This window comes from Zhouia amylolytica AD3, assembly GCF_000511935.2.
GTDB classification, from domain to species: Bacteria; Bacteroidota; Bacteroidia; order Flavobacteriales; family Flavobacteriaceae; genus Zhouia; species Zhouia amylolytica.
On the sequence record NZ_AYXY01000001.1, the window covers coordinates 437,873 to 457,687 of the forward strand.

The 19,815-nt window shown below is 36.7% G+C and carries 14 protein-coding genes; 11 read left to right on the forward strand and 3 right to left on the reverse strand.

Going from position 1 to position 19,815, the window contains the following annotated elements:
* Positions 1–20 precede the first annotated feature (20 nt).
* The 4 genes from P278_RS02205 to guaB all read left to right on the forward strand — a co-directional run bounded on the left by P278_RS02205 (position 21) and on the right by guaB (position 6,528).
* Complete coding sequence (locus P278_RS02205; protein WP_038261519.1) at positions 21–1,151, forward strand: imelysin family protein; 1,131 nt, start codon at positions 21–23, stop codon at positions 1,149–1,151.
* Between the two features lie 7 nt (positions 1,152–1,158).
* Positions 1,159–2,526 carry an HTTM domain-containing protein gene (locus P278_RS02210; RefSeq protein ID WP_038261522.1) on the forward strand — a complete coding sequence of 456 codons (1,368 nt, stop codon included), beginning with the start codon at positions 1,159–1,161 and terminating at the stop codon, positions 2,524–2,526.
* The gene (locus P278_RS02215) at positions 2,507–4,951 is read left to right on the forward strand and encodes a TonB-dependent receptor (protein ID WP_038261854.1); all 2,445 of its coding nucleotides are present in this window, start codon (positions 2,507–2,509) and stop codon (positions 4,949–4,951) included. Before P278_RS02210 ends, P278_RS02215 begins: the two co-directional genes overlap by 20 nt.
* Before the next feature lie 104 nt (positions 4,952–5,055).
* Positions 5,056–6,528, forward strand: a complete 1,473-nt coding sequence (gene guaB, locus P278_RS02220; RefSeq protein WP_038261525.1) for an IMP dehydrogenase — start codon at positions 5,056–5,058, stop codon at positions 6,526–6,528.
* 96 nt (positions 6,529–6,624) lie between these two features.
* On the opposite strand, the gene P278_RS02225 is transcribed toward guaB, so the two are convergent.
* On the reverse strand, positions 6,625–7,233 hold the full coding sequence (locus P278_RS02225) for a DinB family protein (protein ID WP_038261528.1): 609 nt from the start codon (positions 7,231–7,233) through the stop codon (positions 6,625–6,627).
* A gap of 144 nt (positions 7,234–7,377) precedes the next feature.
* The gene (locus P278_RS02230) at positions 7,378–9,864 is read right to left on the reverse strand and encodes a M14 metallopeptidase family protein (RefSeq protein ID WP_038261531.1); all 2,487 of its coding nucleotides are present in this window, start codon (positions 9,862–9,864) and stop codon (positions 7,378–7,380) included.
* Positions 9,865–10,065: 201 nt separating this feature from the next.
* Here P278_RS02230 and bshC point away from each other — a divergent pair, with 201 nt between their 5' ends.
* Positions 10,066–11,661 (forward strand): bacillithiol biosynthesis cysteine-adding enzyme BshC, encoded by a 1,596-nt coding sequence (gene bshC, locus P278_RS02235; protein ID WP_038261534.1) that lies wholly within the window; start codon positions 10,066–10,068, stop codon positions 11,659–11,661.
* Here bshC and P278_RS02240 read toward each other — a convergent pair.
* Positions 11,658–12,206: a pyridoxamine 5'-phosphate oxidase family protein gene (locus tag P278_RS02240; RefSeq protein WP_038261537.1), complete on the reverse strand. Its 549-nt coding sequence runs from the start codon at positions 12,204–12,206 to the stop codon at positions 11,658–11,660. The two genes, bshC and P278_RS02240, sit on opposite strands and share 4 nt — an antisense overlap.
* A 104-nt stretch (positions 12,207–12,310) precedes the next feature.
* Here P278_RS02240 and P278_RS02245 point away from each other — a divergent pair, with 104 nt between their 5' ends.
* The 6 genes from P278_RS02245 to P278_RS02270 all read left to right on the forward strand — a co-directional run bounded on the left by P278_RS02245 (position 12,311) and on the right by P278_RS02270 (position 19,813).
* Positions 12,311–13,678 carry a pyridoxal phosphate-dependent decarboxylase family protein gene (locus tag P278_RS02245; RefSeq protein WP_038261857.1) on the forward strand — a complete coding sequence of 456 codons (1,368 nt, stop codon included), beginning with the start codon at positions 12,311–12,313 and terminating at the stop codon, positions 13,676–13,678.
* 55 nt (positions 13,679–13,733) lie between these two features.
* Positions 13,734–15,263, forward strand: a complete 1,530-nt coding sequence (guaA, locus tag P278_RS02250) for a glutamine-hydrolyzing GMP synthase (RefSeq protein ID WP_038261540.1) — start codon at positions 13,734–13,736, stop codon at positions 15,261–15,263.
* Positions 15,264–15,273: 10 nt separating this feature from the next.
* On the forward strand, positions 15,274–17,178 hold the full coding sequence (locus tag P278_RS02255) for a LysM peptidoglycan-binding domain-containing protein (protein WP_038261543.1): 1,905 nt from the start codon (positions 15,274–15,276) through the stop codon (positions 17,176–17,178).
* 54 nt (positions 17,179–17,232) lie between these two features.
* Positions 17,233–17,778 carry a DUF922 domain-containing protein gene (locus P278_RS02260; protein ID WP_051413359.1) on the forward strand — a complete coding sequence of 182 codons (546 nt, stop codon included), beginning with the start codon at positions 17,233–17,235 and terminating at the stop codon, positions 17,776–17,778.
* 41 nt (positions 17,779–17,819) lie between these two features.
* Entirely contained in the window at positions 17,820–18,020 is a 201-nt protein-coding gene (locus P278_RS02265; RefSeq protein ID WP_055725798.1) for a DUF3820 family protein, read from the forward strand.
* A 158-nt stretch (positions 18,021–18,178) separates the two neighbouring features.
* A complete protein-coding gene (locus P278_RS02270; protein WP_038261545.1) occupies positions 18,179–19,813 on the forward strand; it encodes a CTP synthase in 1,635 nt (544 codons plus the stop codon).
* Positions 19,814–19,815 lie beyond the last annotated feature (2 nt).

The following is a 19,815-nucleotide window of genomic DNA, read 5'->3' on the forward strand; positions in this document are numbered from 1 at the left end:
TATTTAGAATAATTAAAAATATGAAACGGATACTTTTATTTTTGGCTTTCGCAGGTTTAGTGGGCTGTAGTAGTGGAGATGATTCTGATGGAGGAAATCAGGGTAAAGATTCATTTGACAGGCAGGCAATGCTTATTAATTGGGCAGATAATATTATTATTCCTGCTTATGAGAATTATACCGAAAAGTTAGCTACATTAAATGCTCAGGCTGAGGTATTCGTTACGACTCCTGATGAATCGAATTTAAATAATGTAAGAGTTGCCTGGTTGGAAGCTTACAGGGCTTTTCAGTATGTAGGGATGTATGAAATTGGCAAAGCAGAAGAGCTGAAGCTGCATAGTTATTCTAATATTTATCCGACTCAGGTAGACGGTAACGCTGTTGATGCTGATGGGATTAATCAAAACATAGCTTCTGGCTCATATGACCTTACTGCACTTTCAAATATAGATGAACAAGGTTTTCCAGCTCTTGATTACATGCTTCATGGAATCGCTGAAACGGATACAGAAATTGTGAATTTATATCTAAATGGATCTAATTATAAAACTTATCTCACTGATTTATCTGTTCGTTTGAAGAGTTTGGCTGATGCGGTTTTGGCTGATTGGAAAGGGACTTACAGGGATAATTTTATCAATAATAAAGGAAATACGGCCACCAGCTCGACGAATAAGTTGGTGAATGATTTTATTTACCATTTCGAAAAGAATCTTAGGGCTGGTAAAATAGGTATACCAGCGGGTGTGTTCTCCGGGGGTACTATATTACCGGAAAAGGTTGAAGGGTATTACAGAAATGATGTTTCGAAGTTACTTTTATTAGATGCTATCGATGCTGCAAATGATTTTTTTAATGGAAGAGCTTTTGCATCAGGTGTTGAGGGAGCATCATTAAAATCTTATTTGGAATACTTGAACGATATTCAGGAAGGTAACAACCTTGCACTTTTGATAAATGTTCAGTTTTCTGCTGCCAAGAATATGGCTGACCAACTTTCTGAAAGTATAAGTGCTCAGGTTCAAAGTGATAATTCAGTGGCTCTTAATGTATATGATGAGTTACAGCGTAATGTAGTATACTTTAAGGTTGATATGCTTTCGGCAATGAGTATCAATGTTGATTATGTTGATGCTGATGGTGATTAATTAATAAATGAATCCAGAAGAAAATACATATTTTAATAAATACCGTGAGGCTGCACCTTTAGCAGTCTTTCGTATTTTCTTTGGTTTCCTCATGTTCCTGAGTATTGTTAGGTTTATGGGTTTAGGTTGGGTGGATAAGTTATATATTCAACCTAAGTTTTTCTTTTCGTATTATGGATTTGAATGGGTAAAACCGATCGGAATCTATACTTATCTGATTTTTGTTTTTTGTGGTCTTTCAGCTCTTGCGGTAGCCTTCGGATATAAATACCGTCTTGCTATTATTTCTTTTTTTCTAAGTTTCACCTACATAGAATTGATGGACAAGACTACTTATTTAAACCATTACTATTTTATTAGCTTAATGGCATTTGTGATGATATTTCTACCTGCAAATGCCTATTATTCCATTGATGCAAAACACCGTGGAAACATTGCTTATCAAAAAGTTCCGGCATGGACTATTGATATTGTAAAAGTGTTATTGGGTATTGTCTATTTTTATGCCGGATTGGCAAAGCTTAATTCCGATTGGTTGCTTCATGCTTTGCCTCTTAAAATTTGGTTGCCATCGAAATACAATATCCCTGTAATAGGTAGCTTTTTAGAGCAGGAGTGGGTTCATTATGCTTTTAGTTGGATAGGTGCCTTTTATGATCTATTAATTCCTTTTTTACTACTCTTTAAAAGGACTAGATTGTTTGCTTTTGCTTTAGTGGTTATTTTTCATGTGCTAACCCGTGTGATGTTTCCGATTGGGATGTTTCCGTTTATAATGATTTTTTCAACACTAATATTCTTTAGTGATCGTTGGCATCATAGATTTTTATCAATTATATCAAAGTATTTAAAAGTTTCCAAGTCGTATTTTGACAATGGGAAAAAGCTGGTTATGTCACGTATTCCCTACGTGAGGTTTAAGCTCAGATTGTTAATGTTGTTTTTAATTATACAACTTTTGTTTCCTTTCAGGTATTTATTGTATCCGGGTGAGCTTTTTTGGACCGAAGAGGGGTTTCGCTTCTCATGGCGGGTTATGCTGATGGAAAAGGCTGGTTATGCAAATTTTATTATAACTGACCCTAATACGAAGAAATCTTATCATGTAGATAATTCTAATTTTTTGACTCCATTTCAGGAAAAGCAAATGTCGTTTCAACCCGACTTCATTTTAGAGTTTGCTCATTTTTTACATGATCATTTTGAGGAAATGGGAATAGATAATCCTGAGGTTCGAGTAGAATGTTATGTAGCGCTCAATGGACGATTGAGTCAATTATATATAGATCCAACTGTTAATCTGGCAAAGGAAAAAGAGTCTTTTGCCCATAAATCCTGGTTGTTACCATTTAATGATGAAATTAAAGGTTTATAGTTTTTTATTGTTTGCGTTCGTTTCCGGTTTCATGTATTCTCAAAGTACCATTAAGGGAGTGGTGACAGATGCTGAAAAAGGAACTGTTATACCATTTGTAGAGGTTTATAATAAGACCATTGAAAAACTGGTCTCAACCAATGAAAATGGTGTTTATGAATTTACCGGATTAGGGGCTGGTTCATACGAGTTGATATTTTTTAGTTATGAATATAATACTGTTCAGCGGAGTGTTAGTGTTTCGAGCGATGAGGTTTTAACTCTTGACCTGGCTTTATCACCTTTGTCTGTAGAGTTGACTGAAGTAGTTTTATCTCAAAAGAGGAAGGAACTTTTTGCACTTAAGCGATTAAAGGATATTGAGGAAACCGCAATCTATGCCGGTAAGAAGAATGAAGTTGTTTTGGTTGGTGAGCAAATGGGTAATTTGGCGGTTAATTCACCACGACAATTGTATTCTCAGGTAGTAGGTTTAAATATCTATGAAGGTGATGATGGTGGACTTCAATTGAATATTGGGGGGAGAGGCTTAGATCCTAATCGTTCCGCCAATTTTAATACCAGGCAGAACGGGTATGATATAAGTGCTGATGTTTTAGGGTATCCTGAAAGTTATTATACTCCTCCGGCAGAGGCCTTGAATGAAATCCAAATTATCAGGGGAGCTGCATCGCTGCAATATGGTACGCAGTTTGGAGGTTTGGTTAATTTTAAGCTGAAAGAACCGGTTGCTGATAAAAAGATAGAGTGGGTTAGTAGACAAACACTTGGTTCTAATAGTTTATTTACAAGTTTTAATAGTTTAAGTGGTACAGTAGGAAAATTTAGTTATTATACTTATTTCAATTATAAAGAAGGAGATGGGTATCAGGATAACTCGGAGTTTAATGCCAGAAACTTTTTTGCCAATTTGAATTATCAGTTTAGTGAGCAAACCAGTCTAAGTTTGGATTATACCTATTTTAATTATTTAGCTCATCAGGCTGGGGGACTCACTGATGTTATGTTTTTAGAGGATCCTTCACAAAGCAACAGGGAACGAAATTGGTTTGCGGTAGATTGGAATCTATTGGCTTTGAAATTAAAACATCAATTTTCGGAACAAACGATGTTTACTTTGAATTTATTTGGATTAGATGCTTCGAGAGAAAGTGTGGGATTCAGGACGAACAGAGTTTCACAACCCGATGAACCGGGAACTGTGAGGGATTTAATTTCAGGAGATTTTGTGAATTGGGGAGCGGAACTACGGATGCTTCATAAGTATACTCTTAAAGATAAAGAAAATGCTTTATTGTTGGGAGCGAAGTATTACCAGTCTGATAATACTGCTATTCAGGGGCCGGGAAGTTCTGGCAATGGTCCGGATTTTGAGTTTTATACAGAAGAGTTTCCGAACTATCCGAATCAATCGGATTATAAATTTCCTAATTTAAACCTGGCATTTTTCGGTGAAAATATTTTTCGGTTATCTGATAAGTTCACCCTTACTCCAGGTTTCAGATTTGAATTTATTGATACCAAGGCAGAAGGGTTTTATAAAAATATTAATTTAGATAATGCTGGGAATGTAATACAGAATGAAACCGTTTATGAAGATGAAAATTTAGAGCGTTCTTTTGTTCTTTTTGGACTGGGCGTTAGTTATAAGCCGTTAAATAGTATGGAATTGTATGGTAATTTCTCTCAGAATTACCGATCAGTTACTTTTAATGATATTCGAATAGCTAATCCTTCTTTTAAGGTAGATCCGGATATATCGGATGAGAAAGGATTTACCGCCGATTTAGGTGCAAGAGGGCAATTGGGAGGTAAGGTGTCATATGACGCTAATGTTTTTGGGTTAATGTACAATGATAGAATTGGTGAAGTGCTGGTAGCTGAAGATAACAGGGTTGTTAGAAGCCGTGGTAATATAGGGAAGGCTTTTATGTACGGTCTTGAAGGTTTTATTGACTGGAATATATACAAAACATTTTTTAATGGTGACCTTCAGTACAAATGGAGTGTTTTTGTCAATTCAGCTTTTACAAATTCGGAGTATATCGAGTCTGATATTCCGGGCGTTGAAGGGAATAAGGTTGAGTTTGTTCCCAATGTGAACTTAAAGACCGGTACTTCATTCGGATATAAAAACTTTTTAGCATCTGTTCAGTATACGTACTTGTCAGATCAATATACGGATGCTTCAAATGCTCCAATTGATGTGAATGATAATGTGCGAGGAATTGAAGGGCAGATTCCAGCTTACCATGTTATGGATCTGGCTCTGTCGTATTCATTTTCCAGATTCAGGATTGAAACAGGGATTAATAATTTAACTGATAATAATTATTTTACCCGCAGGGCAACCGGGTATCCAGGACCTGGAATTATACCTTCTGCACCACGTACTTATTACGCTACCTTGCAATTTAAGTTTTAATATAAACAGAAACTTAAATGGGATAAAATTAAATAATAGTTAAAGCATTATTTAATCTATAAAAAAGCAGTATATTTGCGTGCAACAAAATCACAAGTTGCAATATGAAAGCTCACGATGCTAAATTTGTTGGCGAAGGTCTAACCTACGACGACGTTCTTCTCGTACCTAATTACTCAGAGGTACTCCCCCGCGAAGTAAATATCCAAGCAAAATTTACTAAGAACATTACTCTGAATGTACCTATTGTAGCTGCTGCTATGGATACTGTGACCGAGTCAGCTATGGCTATAGCAATGGCCAGAGAAGGTGGAATCGGGGTCTTACATAAAAACATGACTGCTGAACAACAAGCCCTGGAGGTGCGTAAGGTAAAGCGTGCTGAAAGTGGTATGATCATAGATCCTGTAACTCTGCCGCTTACAGCTAAGGTTGCCGATGCGAAGCAGTGTATGAAAGAACATAGTATTGGAGGAATTCCAATCGTTGATGATAGTGGATTCTTAAAAGGGATTGTTACGAATAGAGATCTTCGTTTCGAGCGAAATGAGGATCGACCAATCACTGAGGTGATGACGAGTGAGAATCTGGTAACTGTTGCTGAGGGAACTTCACTTAAGGATGCCGAACAGATTTTACAAGGAAATAAGATTGAAAAACTTCCGGTTGTTAATGATGCAGAAAAGCTGGTTGGGTTAATTACGTTTAGAGATATTACTAAATTAACGCAAAAGCCTATTGCGAATAAAGATAAATATGGTCGTTTAAGAGTTGCTGCTGCTGTAGGAGTTACCAGTGATGCTATGGAACGTGCAGGAGTACTCGTAAATGCGGGTATTGATGCTATTGTAATAGACACGGCTCATGGACATACCAAAGGTGTTGTTACCGTATTAAAAGAGGTTAAAAAAGCGCACCCTGATCTCGATGTAGTTGTTGGAAATATAGCAACTCCAGAAGCTGCTAAATATTTGGCAGATAATGGAGCAGATGCCGTGAAGGTAGGTATTGGTCCTGGTTCTATTTGTACTACAAGGGTTGTTGCAGGTGTTGGTTTTCCTCAACTTTCTGCGGTTTTAGAGGTTTCTGCTGCATTAAAAGGAACTGGAGTTCCGGTAATTGCTGATGGAGGTATTCGTTATACTGGTGATATCCCTAAAGCTATTGCTGCCGGTGCTGATTGTGTAATGCTTGGATCACTTTTGGCAGGTACTAAAGAATCTCCTGGAGAAACTATTATTTTTGAAGGAAGAAAGTTTAAGTCCTATCGTGGAATGGGGTCTGTAGAGGCTATGAATAAAGGTAGTAAAGACAGATATTTTCAGGATGTTGAAGATGATATCAAAAAATTAGTTCCTGAAGGTATTGTGGGGCGTGTTCCGTATAAAGGAGAGTTGAATGAGAGTATGCATCAGTTTATTGGAGGTCTTCGTGCCGGTATGGGGTATTGTGGTGCCAAAGATATTGATACGCTTAAAGAAACCGGTCGCTTTGTTAAGTTAACAGGTAGTGGAATTAAGGAGAGTCATCCACATAATATAACCATTACTAAAGAGGCTCCTAATTACAGTAGATAAAGTATAGCATAAAGCATTCTAAAATAAAAGAGGCCTGTAATTCTGATTACAGGCCTCTTCTTTTGGTTGGTTGTTTATAAGTGGTATGCTGGCTGGTTATTCCGGAAAGCTTTCATTAGATTTAATTTCATTTATCTGTTTTACATGACGACTTGTGTGTCCGGACATAAATAGAATACCCTGAAATGCATCAATTTTTCCAAACGGCAAATCCATTACGTAATTTCGTAAATTGATTTTGTCTTTTTTTACAAATGTGATATTGTTTTTTCTTCGATCCTTAAATGCTTTCAGTGTTTCTTCGTAGGATCCAAAACTATTTGTTGGTTCAAATGGTTTGGATGTTTTGACCTTACTGGACCGATCCGTAATCATGTCAATTAATTCTTTGTCGCTAGTTTTTAATTCGTTCAGGGATTCAGTGCTTGGTTTCTCTTCCAAGGACTTTTTAACTGCCCCCATAATATTGTTTTCTGATAGCGCAAGATGTTCAACGCAATTAGCAATTGACCATGAATTTTCAGAAGGTTTAAAGTTTAACTGTTCTTCAGATAATCCTTTAATTGCTTTTAATAATTCTGCTTTAGATTCATTCAGATGCTTTATTGCAAAAGCTCGGTCTTTCTCCGATAAAGTGTTTTGGCTATAGAGGCTTAAGTTGAATACGAAAGCACAAACAAACAGAATGCTACAAAATGATTTCATTTTACTATGCTATTGGTTTACATTTCGTAGGGAAAGCTAAAGGGGGTGAGATTTCTAAATGTTAAGATACGAAAAAATATAAACAATAGCTAGTTGCTTTTTGGAATCTAGTTTATAAGAATTTTTTTTGGGTTTAATGGACGGTTAGCTTCCCATAAAGAATAGGGTGTTGGCCATGAAAAGCTTACCGTTTTCCCAAAAACCTCTAAATAAAGGATTGTCTACCATGATAATAATATTGCCTTTTCCGTATTTTTGGGACCCTACTATTACACTTCTTTTTTGCTTATCCGTAGCGTCACTTCCGGCAAAGCCGTTAAAGGGTTTGTTTTCATGGTCTATATAAACAGCATTTCCACCCTCGAGATAATCGTACGCGTCACTATTTAATTTAAGAGTGAAATAGTCGTTGTTAAATCCATAGCTTAATGGGTGTGTTTTATCGACTTTTGCTTTGAATATTGCTCCGGTTATCATTTCTTTTATATAGTTTCTTTCATTGCCACTGTACGGGATTATGTTCATTTCGCTATTATCCTTACCATTTTCAGCGTCTTCATCATTTTCCGCGGAGTCCTTTTTTTGTGTTATGCTAAAGTCTTTGTCTTTAGCTAAGGAATTGACAGTTCTTCCTATGGTTACAAGTTTTCCACCATTCTTGACCCAGTTTTTGATTCTATCCATAGTCTGTTTCTCAATGACCCCAGCTGTTTCCGGAAGTATGATGATATCATATTGGTATAGATCTATATAGTTAAAATAGCTTTGTTCTAAAACTGTAATGGGGTAGTGAAGTTGTTGTTCAAAGTAATGCCAAATTTCACCAAAACTAAGACTTGAAAAAGGTTTTCCTGTCAAAACTGCTACTTTGTTATTGTGAATCATTTTGACTGCACTAGAACCAAAATCCTTGCCGGTATCCACCAATCCTGTTGGAGCAACGGTAAGTTCTCTACTATGTTTGAATCTTGTTTCTTTTAGGATGGTTAAAAATTCAGGATTACTTTTATTGTCAGCCTTTGTAATAATCAAGCTTCCTCTTTTAAAAGTTGTGTTATTCACTTCGAATGGTTCAGTGGTAAATCGTACTCTAATTTTGTTTTTAAGAAGATCTGACAAAAAGCGGGCATCCTTCATGCTTTCCCACCTACAGATATAAGCATATTCATTTTCGTTAAAATCGATATTATTTAAAACATCGTTCGTTTTATTTTGAGCAGTTGAGGTTATTTTTTGTTCCGAGGCTATGGCGTTTAATCCATAGGCGTAAGGTAAAGACCAGGCTGTAATATCGTAGGTCAGGGAGTCGCTTAATTTGGTTTTCGGCTCAAAGAGCACCTTTACAAGTGTACCTTTGAATTGATCTGTACTGATAACGAGATCATCTTCGGAGGTTTTATAAGTGTTGTTGTTACCGCTATTATAATCGTATCCGCGTACTGTTGTAACCGGGGTGTAGCCATATTCAATTTCATGGGCGTCTAATAGTTCTGTCAGTAGTTGGATCTTATCTTTGTTGCCGGACAGTATATAGCTTTTAAATTTAAAATCTTGTTTCGCATGGAATTTTTTGAACTCATTGTTTAATTTGTCTGCATTTAATGATGATACTTCAATGGTAGAGAGCCCTGTAGTATGATGATGTGCAATACGGTCTTTAAGGGTAAGCGTGTCTCCATTTCGATTAATAACGCCCAGACCTGCTCTACCGCTTCCGCCTTGTTCGTAGGTCATTCCTATAGCTCCATTGTATGTGGGGTAGGTATCTCCGTAACTTGGGTATAATAAATCAAAGATTTCCTTGGTGAAATAAAACCATCCATTGGCATCAAAATATTTCGCATGATTTTCACCAATTGTTGTCTGAAATTCAATCTGCCAGTCTGTTATGGCTTCATGGAGTGGTTCAGCTGCAGGAGCAAAATAATACGGGGCATCTACTCCCTGTTCGTGAAAATCGACGTGAATGTGTGGCAGCCATTTGTTAAAGACTTTCAATCGTTGTTGGCTTTCTTTTTGTGTAATCCAGGCCCAGTCTCTGTTTAAGTCAAACATATAATGGTTCGGCCTGCCAGAGAGCCATGGCTCATGGTGTTCTTTGCTATTTGGGTCTACATTGAATGGGGTGTTTTTAAATTGATTATACCAGTTAACATAACGATCTCTTCCATCAGGATTTATACAGGGGTCTATTATGACAATAGTATTTTCAAGCCATTCCTTCTTTTTTGTAATCAATTCGTATGCGGTAAGCATTGATGCTTCTGAACTCACAGCTTCATTTCCATGTACATTATAGCTTAGCCAAACGATAGCTTTATCGTTCGAATTATCTTTTTTGGTAGAGTTCAAATGTGCGTTTCTGATGGTTTCTAAATTAATCATATTATCTTCAGAAGAAATATATACCAATATTAAACTTCTCCCTTCATAGGTTTGACCATATTCGATCATTTTGACTTGTTCCGGGGTAGCCTCTGCTAAATATTCGTAATATTCAACAACCTGATGATGTCTTGAAAATCGTTTTCCTAAATCATACTCCAGGAATTCTGAAGGAGATTTAATGTTCTGAGAAAAGGTTAATAGAGAACTCAGAAAAGTTAGTGTTATTAGAAGTGTTGATTTCATTCAGGTAGATGATTAATACTTTCAAAGCTACTAATAAATAATAAAAAACACTCTTTATAATCTTAACGAATTTTTAGTTTTTAGAATGTTAAAGAGTTTTATCTTTACTTTTTTTAAGCAGGTTTATTCTTCAAGGTGACGGTTTGATATGTGAATGACGATCTGGAATAATCTTAAAAATATCAAAAGAACTATATTTCTATGCTAGCAGACAGTATATCTTTTAAGGATACCGGGTATTTTTCCAATCTAATTTTAGATTATTTAGAGCAAAAACAGGAGGTTAAACATTTATATAACAGGTATCCTGAATTAGAGAATTTTAAGAAGCAAATAGAAGAAAAGCAATCTGAATATAATGAAGAGCATCGTAAGATTTTGGTTGATTCCCTGAGAGCGCAGTATCATGGGATTGAGGTGTCAGAAGCTACAGATGCGAATTTGAATTCCTTAGCGCAGACCAAGACGTTTACCATTACCACAGGTCACCAGCTGAACTTGTTTACCGGTCCATTATATTTTTTGTATAAAATTATTTCTACTGTAAATCTCACTAAAAAATTAAAAGCCTCATATCCTGATTATAATTTTGTTCCTGTTTATTGGATGGCTACTGAGGATCATGATTTTGAAGAAATTAATTTTTTCAATTTTAAGGGGAAGAAATTTCAATGGAATAAAGAGGTTTCCGGAGCAGTTGGAGCCTTGTCAACTGAGGGGTTACAGGAAGTTTTTGATTTATTAAATCTCGAGTTAGGCGTAGGCTCGGATGCAGATGAGTTGAGGAGATTGTTTGAGGAGGCCTATTTGAAACATGATACCCTAGATGCTGCCACTCGATTTTTGGCCAATGAAATATTTGGAGCCTATGGATTGGTGATTGTTGACGGAAATGATAGAGGTCTTAAAAGGCTTTTTTCTCCATATGCCGCTGATGAATTATTGCATCAACATTCTTATAATGCGGTTGTTGATATTGTTGAGGATTTATCTTCCAGGGGGTATGGTGTTCAGGTGAATCCGAGGGAAATAAATCTTTTTTATTTAAAAGAAGGTTTAAGAGAACGAATTGTAAAAACGGATGATGGTTTTGTTGTTAACGATACTGAACTGAAATTCTCAAAAACTGAAATTCTTAAAGAACTTCATGATTATCCTGAACGTTTTTCACCGAATGTTTTGCTGCGACCTTTGTACCAGGAAGTAATACTGCCTAACCTTTGTTATATCGGAGGGGGAGGAGAGTTGGCTTATTGGCTGCAATTGAAATCTTTTTTTAATAAAGTTGGTGTAGTATTTCCGATCTTATTATTGAGGAATTCGGCATTATTAGTATCTGGAAAGGAGGATGATAAATTAAAGCGATTAGAAATTTCATATCCATTATTATTTTTAAAACGTCATAGTTTTATTAACAGAAGAGTAAGGGAGATCAGCGATATTGATATTAATTTTGATCCTCAACGCGCACATCTCAAAAATCAGTTCGAGGGGATGTATGCTTTGGCTGAGAAGACAGATGAAACTTTTTTGAATGCTGTAAAAGCTCAAGAGGTTAAGCAACTCAAAGGCCTTGATAAACTTGAGAAAAGATTGCTTAAAGCTCAAAAAAGAAAATTGTCGGACGAGGTAAGTCGAATGACAGCAATTCAAGAAACTTTATTTCCAAATGGAAATTTACAAGAACGGACTAAGAATTTTTCAGAGTTTTATGCAGAAAATGGCAAGGCTTTACTTAGGGAATTGTTTGAAGATCTCGACCCATTGAAAGAGGCATTTTTAATCGTGAAGCTTTAAGGCACCAGGAAGGTTCCGTTCCATTTATAACCGTCTTCAAAAGAGAATGCTGCACGTACGTGCTTTTTAGGTTTTAGTTCAAAATAATCTATTTTTTGAGAGAGCACTCTGATTACCGTAAAATAATGTTCGTCTTCGAGGTGGGTTATAAAATCAGGGTCTCCGATTTTTGTGCCCGGAGCTTCTGCTGAGGTGTAGTCTTTTTGTGCATCCTTGTGTATCTTGCTCCATAAGTCCTGAATGACAGATTCATTTTCTTCTATCATAGCAAACCCTTCAATTCTTAGTTGAGTTCTGATTCCTGGATGATAAAACAATAAGCTGACGTTTTTGTTTTCTCTTATATGCGTGATTTTTTTTGTGCGTTTGTCGGTGTAAAAAGTAAGATTAAGATTTTCATCTACGTCTCTAAGTACAACGGTTCTGATTCTGGCTGTATGATTGATACCTACAGTTGCCATGGCGCAAAGTCGAAATGGATGACCTTCAACTGTTGTGCCCTTGGTTAATTCGGTTTTTATTATTTCTAAAATATCAGGAATCATAACAAGGATATTACTATAAAGTTACTAAATTTTAAGATGAGTTTGTATAAATGGGTTTTGAAAGTTTTGCAAAACCGTACCTTTGTGGTCCTAAAAATAGAAGTATGCATAATATAGATATTGATGTAGTTGAAATGACATTGGATATTGCAAAATATGTCATTAATAGAATTACGAACACCTCACCTGAGTTGGGTAAGCCAATGCGGGAAGAAGATTTAAAGGCTCTTGTTGGCGAAACGGTAACGGAAGAGGGGATAGGAGGCGAAAAGGCATTACAACTTTTTAAAGATGTTTTAGTAAAGGCCACCGTACCTATAGATCATCCGAGACATTTGGCTTTTGTGCCCGCCTCGCCCTCCAGAGCAGCTGTGATGTTTGATTTGGTAACCTCTGCATCAAGTATTCATGGAGCCTATTGGATGGAAGGAGCCGGGGGGATCTTTTGTGAAAATGAAGCGATGAAATGGTTGGTGTCATTAACTGGTTTACCTGAAGGTTCGTTTGGCGTTTTTACCAGCGGTGGTACAGCTGCTAATTTATCTGCAATGGTTACTGCAAGGGAGCATTGGAGAAGACAAGCTACAAACCAGGGAAAAAAAGGACTTATTATTACTTCCATTGGGGCTCATTCTTCAATTAAAGCTATGGCGCAGGTTATTGATGTGGATGTACATTTGGTAGATTCTGAGGATCGTTTATTAGGGGGAGATTTGTCTAACGCTATTAACGATTTATCACCTGAGGAGCGTCAACGTTTATTTGCGGTTGTGGCTACAGGGGGTACAACGAATGCTGGTATCGTTGATGAACTGGATGGTGTAGCTAAGGTGTGTAAAAAGGAAAACCTATGGTTTCATGTGGATGCTGCCTATGGGGGCGGTGCATTAGCGGCAGATTCGGTAAGACATTTGTTTAATGGTATTGAAGAGGCAGACAGTATTACTATTGATCCTCATAAATGGTTATTTTCTCCATATGATTGTGGAGCTGTTATATATAAAGAGCCTGAATTGGCTAAAAAGGCACACTCGCAGGAAGGTTCATATTTGGATATTTTTAAAGATGAAGGTGCCCGTGGGTTTAATCCTGCAGATTATCAAATTCAGTTAACCAGGAGGGTTCGTGGATTACCGTTGTGGTTTTCATTGGCTATGCATGGAACTGCTAAATATAAATGGGCAGTAGAGCGTGGAATAGCATTGGCTAAATCTGCAGCTCGTATGATCGAAGAAGATCCTAATTTGGAGTTGGTCAGAGAACCCGGCTTATCATGTGTTTTATACAGAAGGAAGGGGTGGACTCCAGATGATTATAAAGAATGGACTTTTAAAAATCATAAAGATGGATTTGCGTTAGTAACTCCGACCAAATGGAAGAATGGCGATACTTATGAAACTGTTTCGAGGTTCTGCTTTATCAATCCGGATACCACTGAGGATGATATCAAAGCCATTTTGGATTCAATGTAGAATAAAAAAGTTTAATAAACCCTTTTGCTTTTAGCATTTAGTAGTATTTTTGCGCATGCAACACAACGTACTAATTTTAGATTTCGGTTCGCAGTACACACAATTAATAGCTCGACGTGTAAGAGAGCTTAATATCTACTGCGAGATTTATCCTTACAACAATTTACCAGAAGACATTTCCAGCTTCAGAGCTGTCATTTTATCGGGAAGTCCATTTTCGGTTCGAAGTGAAGAGGCTCCGCATCCTGATCTTTCTGAGATTAAAGGAAAGATTCCTACTTTGGCGGTATGCTATGGTGCTCAGTATCTCGCGCATTTTGGTGGCGGAAATGTAGCTCCATCGAATACCCGAGAATATGGTAGAGCTAATCTTTCTTATGTGAAAGACGGGGAAGTTTTCTTTGAGTCTATTCATGAAGGAAGCCAGGTTTGGATGAGTCATAGTGATACGATTAAAGAACTTCCAACCGGAGGGGTTCGTATTGCCAGTACTCATGACGTAGCGAATGCGGCTTATAGAATTGAAGGAGAGGAAACGTATGCGATTCAATTTCATCCGGAGGTATATCATTCAACGGATGGTAAGCAATTACTTGAGAACTTCCTTGTGAAAATAGCGGGAGTAGAGCAGTCATGGACTCCAGATAACTTTGTTGACATGACGGTTGCTGAGCTGAAGGAAAAGGTAGGAAAGGAAAAGGTAGTTCTAGGTCTTTCCGGAGGGGTAGACTCAACTGTAGCAGCTGTGCTGTTAAATAAGGCGATTGGAAATCAGCTTCATTGTATTTTTGTGAATAATGGCTTGCTTCGTAAGAACGAATTTCAAAGTGTATTGGATCAATACGAGGGTATGGGGCTTAATGTAAAAGGCGTTGATGCTTCGGCACGCTTTTTGGATGCATTAGCAGGAATATCTGATCCTGAGGAAAAGAGAAAAACCATAGGACGTGTATTTATTGAAGTTTTTGATGACGAGTCGCATAAAATTGAAGATGCCAAATGGTTGGGACAGGGAACAATTTATCCGGATGTAATTGAGTCAATTTCTGTGAATGGACCTTCAGCAACAATCAAAAGTCACCACAACGTAGGGGGCTTACCAGATTTTATGAAGTTGAAAGTTGTTGAGCCATTGAGAATGTTGTTTAAAGATGAGGTAAGGCGAGTTGGTGCTTCTATGGGAATAGATCCTGAATTGTTAGGCAGGCATCCATTTCCAGGACCAGGATTGGCAATTAGAATTTTGGGAGATATTACTCCAGAAAAGGTGAGTATTTTACAGGAGGTTGATTCTGTATTTATTAATGGTCTAAAGAGCTGGGGCTTATATGATTCGGTTTGGCAGGCTGGTGCAATTTTGCTTCCTGTGAATTCGGTTGGTGTAATGGGAGATGAGCGTACTTATGAAAAATGTGTAGCTTTGCGTGCAGTGGAAAGTACTGACGGAATGACTGCAGACTGGGTACATTTGCCGTACGATTTTTTACAAAAAATGTCTAATGAGATAATAAATAAGGTAAAAGGCGTTAATAGAGTAGTATATGATATTAGTTCTAAACCGCCAGCAACCATAGAATGGGAATAAATATATAAGTATGAATAAACAGATTGTATTTTTTTTAGCTTTTATTTTAAGTGTTTCGATATTTGCTCAAGATAAGTTTAAAACACATCAAGTAAAAGAAGGGGAAACTATAGAGAGCATAGCGAAGTATTACAAGGTCACTCCTTATGCAATTTTAAAGTTAAATCCGGAAGCTAAAAAGGGAGTTGAAAAAAATACAATCTTAATCATACCTAGTTCTTCCACTGTAGAAAATGATGAACGTTTTCAAGAGAAGGTAACTTTCGTTACTCATAAGGTAAGAAAAAAAGAGACTCTTTTTAGTATAGCAAAACGTTACAACGTAAAGGTTGATGATATTAAACGGTATAATAAAGAACTGTATAGTCGTCAGCTAGACAAGGGTGAAAAAATTCGAATTCCCCAAGTCACTTATGTGCCTGTAAAGGAAACAGATTCTTTGCCAGATGGTCTTGTAAGGTATATCGTAAAGCCTAAAGAAGGTAAGTGGCGTATAGCTTATGAGCATGGGATTTCGGTACCTGAATTGGAAAAATTGAACCCGGAAATGGGTACAGTCTTACAAGATGGCGAAGAGATTATTGTACCGGATGTTCATCAGGATAGTGTAAAGACGGTTGATGATATAAAATATAATTACTATTCCGTCCAGCCAAAAGAGGGTTTCTACAGGCTAAAAGTGAAATTTGGTATGGAGCGGGATTCTATTGTAGCCTTGAATCCAGAAGCCAAGGCAGGTTTAAAAGCCGGAATGATACTTAAACTACCAAAGGAAACTTATGGGGACTACAACATTCAGGCAGATGGGAAACTAATGCCTAGATTTACCTTGATTGACAGTGTTAACAAGCAGCTTACTTCTAAAGTTGTAGTGGCTATTCCTTTAAAGCTAAATGAAGTTGACTTTAATTCTGAAGCTGGTGCGGAGGATAAATTAAAACGGGATCGTCTGCTAAATGTTTCGCTTGACTTTTATTCTGGAATGTTAGTCGCTATTGATTCTGTTAAGAAATTAGGGGTTAACTCCGAAATTACTTTGTTAGATACTGAGGGTACAGAGGTTGGAATTTCCAGATTGCTTAATAGTGCTTCTTTTAAAAATTATGATGCGGTGATTGGGCCCTTTACCTATCGATCTTTTAATAAATTATCCTATGGCTTGAGGAGTGAAAATTTACCTGTATTTGCTCCCTTTACAAGTAAGAAGGTTGAGTTGTATCAAAATGTATTTCAGACTTTACCTTCAGATGAGGTGCTAAGAGATCAAATGATTAATTTTATAGCTCAAAGAGGTCAGGATAAACATATAATTGTTATTGCAGATAGTAAAAATACTGCCGTTAGAAATCAATTAAAATCTAAGATACCTTCAGCACAGATAATTGCTACAGAATCTGATAATTATGTTCAAATGGAGGCTCTTGAAGAAAGTCTTTCCATGGAGAAAGAGAATTGGGTAATTGTTGAGTCTAATCGTATTCCTTTGTTAACCAATATTACCAATGTTTTAAATTCACTTCGAAATGAAGAGCGTACCATAGTGATGTTTACGACTCATAAGGGTGATGCTTATGAGATTAGTGACGATATTAAGAATTCATATTTATCGGCATTAAAGTTTCACTATCCTACTGTAGATAAGCCTTCTTCGTTAGATAATAATTTTCATAAAGTCTATGAAGATCGTTTTGGGACCTATCCTAATAGATATGCTATTCGCGGTTTTGATCTGATGATGGATGTTTTATTGCGATTGGCTTATAAAAAAGATCTTTATCAGGTTGCTTCTGAAGTAGGAGAAACTGAATATCTCGAAAACAAGTTTGATTATAAGAAACAGTATGTAGGGGGGTATTTAAATACTGGAGCTTATATCGTTAAATATGATGATTTAGAGATAAAGGAGGTGAAGTAATTATCAACTAAAGCTTCTTTTGATTAATTTCATGGCAATTGGTATTGAAGATTAATGAAGCTTTTATTTTTCATATTATTTTTACTGTTTGCGTCTGTTCAGGATGCCCCCAAGGAGATTATACTATGGGAGGCCGGACAAAAGCTTTCATGGGCTGATTTTAAAGGCAGGCCTGTGGTTGATAGTAGAGCGGTTGCCGTAACTTCCAGTGGAATTGGCTATAAGCTTATTACCAGAAAGGAAAGTGATGATCGTAAATACGACGTAGTGGTATTTGCTTATTTTTCAACCAGAGACAGTTGGTATAAATCTCGTTATGTTAATAATGCTATTTTGGCTCATGAGCAACTTCATTTTGATATTACCGCCTTATACGCTCAGAAATTAATCCATGAGATTAGTGAATTAAATTTTGAAGGTGACGTGGGGGAAGGGTTAGAAACGTTGTACCATCATGTTACCAAGGAAATGGACTCTGTGCAAAAGATTTATGATAAACAAACTGAGGCTTCTGTTAATGAATCTGCACAAGTAATTTGGCGGCAAAAAATAAATGACCAGCTTACCGCCTATTTAAAGTTAAATGAAGTACGTAAATAAATCATAAATATCAATTGGAGATTTTACCAAATAATGAATTTTTGATTAAACTTGCTAAGGCTAAAATGCCCTTTGGCAAGTATAAGGATTGGTTTCTTGTGGATTTACCTGAGCCATATTACACCTGGTATAGTCAGAAGGGGTTCCCTGCAGGAAAACTTGGTGAGCAGATGAAGGCTATGCACGAAATTAAGATTAACGGTTTGGAGGGGCTGATTAAGGAGATTCAAAAGCGTTATTAATTTCCTTTGTTTTTTTGGAATTATTTGAAATATAGGGTTTTATGTGGATCTGTTTTTCTTTTTGTTGGATTGTATTTTTTAAGGAAATCTTTAGTTAAATTCCGCTAGCAATTTGTACTTTTGCCGCCGTAATACAACAACACAACATTTAATTCATAATGGCAGATACCAAATACATTTTTGTTACGGGTGGTGTAACTTCTTCGTTAGGTAAAGGGATTATTGCGGCTTCATTGGCCAAATTGCTACAAGCACGTGGTTATAAGACTACCATACAAAAATTAGACCCTTATATTAATGTCGATCCAGGAACATTAAATCCCTATGAACATGGGGAATGTTACGTTACCGATGATGGGGCTGAAACGGATCTTGATCTAGGACATTATGAACGTTTTCTTAATGTAAGAACTTCACAAGCCAATAATGTAACAACCGGACGCATCTACCAAAGTGTTATTGAGAAGGAAAGGAGAGGTGAGTTTTTAGGGAAGACTGTACAGGTAGTTCCACATATTACGAATGAGATCAAGGATCGAATTCAGATTTTGGGAAATACCGGTGAGTATGATATTGTTATTACTGAAATAGGAGGAACCGTAGGTGATATTGAGTCTTTACCATATATAGAGGCGGTACGACAATTATTATGGGAGCTTGGTGATAATAATGCTATTGTGATACATCTTACTTTAGTTCCTTATTTGGCTGCTGCCGGTGAATTAAAAACAAAACCTACTCAACATTCTGTTAAAACTTTAATGGAAAGTGGTATTAAGGCGGATGTTTTAGTATGTCGAACTGAGCATGAGTTATCGGATGAACTCAGACAGAAGTTAGCTCTTTTTTGTAATGTGAAGCGTGAGGCTGTTATTCAGTCTATAGATGCATCAACTATTTATGATGTACCTAATTTAATGCTCGAAGAAGGTTTGGATACGGTTGCTCTTCAAAAATTAGCTTTACCAGCGGAAGCTCAACCAGATTTAACTCAATGGAATCAATTTTTACAACGTCATAAGAATCCTCAGCATGAGGTTAAGATTGGTTTAATTGGTAAATATGTTGAATTACAAGATTCATATAAGTCAATTTTAGAGGCATTTATTCACGCTGGAGCGGAGAACGAGGTAAAAGTTCACGTAGAGCCTATTCATTCTGAATTTATTGATGATAAGGTCATTTCGGAAAAAATTACTGGATTGGATGGTATCTTGGTTGCACCAGGTTTTGGAGAGCGTGGTATTGAAGGGAAAATAGACGCTGTTAAATATGCGCGAGAACATAACATTCCTTTCTTTGGTATTTGTCTTGGAATGCAAATGTCTGTTATTGAATTTTCAAGAAATGTTCTAGGTTTTGAAGATGCCAATTCAACTGAGATGGATTCCAAAACTACGCATCCTGTTATCGACCTTATGGAAGATCAGCAAGGAGTAGAGTACAAAGGTGGGACCATGCGATTAGGGGCCTGGGATTGTGAATTAAAGGATGGAAGTATAGTTAAGGATGTTTATAAGGAAACAATAATTTCTGAAAGACATCGTCATAGGTATGAGTTTAATAACAAATACAAGCAACAAATTGAAGCGGCAGGACTTAAGGCTACCGGGTTTAATCCAAAAACTGGCTTGGTTGAAATAGTTGAATTAGAATCGCATCCATGGTTTGTAGGTGTTCAATATCATCCTGAATATAAAAGTACTGTAGCTAATCCACATCCTTTGTTTGTGGCATTTGTTAAGGCAGCATTAAAGTACAAGAAAGATAAAGCTCATGCCACTATGGCATAATT

Coding starts and splice junctions, on each gene's coding strand:
- P278_RS02205 (WP_038261519.1), top strand. CDS start 21: ATGAAACGGATACTTTTATTTTTGGCTTTCGCAGGTTTAGTGGGCTGT.
- P278_RS02210 (WP_038261522.1), top strand. CDS start 1,159: ATGAATCCAGAAGAAAATACATATTTTAATAAATACCGTGAGGCTGCA.
- P278_RS02215 (WP_038261854.1), top strand. CDS start 2,507: ATGAAATTAAAGGTTTATAGTTTTTTATTGTTTGCGTTCGTTTCCGGT.
- guaB (WP_038261525.1), top strand. CDS start 5,056: ATGAAAGCTCACGATGCTAAATTTGTTGGCGAAGGTCTAACCTACGAC.
- P278_RS02225 (WP_038261528.1), bottom strand. CDS start 7,233: ATGAAATCATTTTGTAGCATTCTGTTTGTTTGTGCTTTCGTATTCAAC.
- P278_RS02230 (WP_038261531.1), bottom strand. CDS start 9,864: ATGAAATCAACACTTCTAATAACACTAACTTTTCTGAGTTCTCTATTA.
- bshC (WP_038261534.1), top strand. CDS start 10,066: ATGCTAGCAGACAGTATATCTTTTAAGGATACCGGGTATTTTTCCAAT.
- P278_RS02240 (WP_038261537.1), bottom strand. CDS start 12,206: ATGATTCCTGATATTTTAGAAATAATAAAAACCGAATTAACCAAGGGC.
- P278_RS02245 (WP_038261857.1), top strand. CDS start 12,311: ATGCATAATATAGATATTGATGTAGTTGAAATGACATTGGATATTGCA.
- guaA (WP_038261540.1), top strand. CDS start 13,734: ATGCAACACAACGTACTAATTTTAGATTTCGGTTCGCAGTACACACAA.
- P278_RS02255 (WP_038261543.1), top strand. CDS start 15,274: ATGAATAAACAGATTGTATTTTTTTTAGCTTTTATTTTAAGTGTTTCG.
- P278_RS02260 (WP_051413359.1), top strand. CDS start 17,233: ATGAAGCTTTTATTTTTCATATTATTTTTACTGTTTGCGTCTGTTCAG.
- P278_RS02270 (WP_038261545.1), top strand. CDS start 18,179: ATGGCAGATACCAAATACATTTTTGTTACGGGTGGTGTAACTTCTTCG.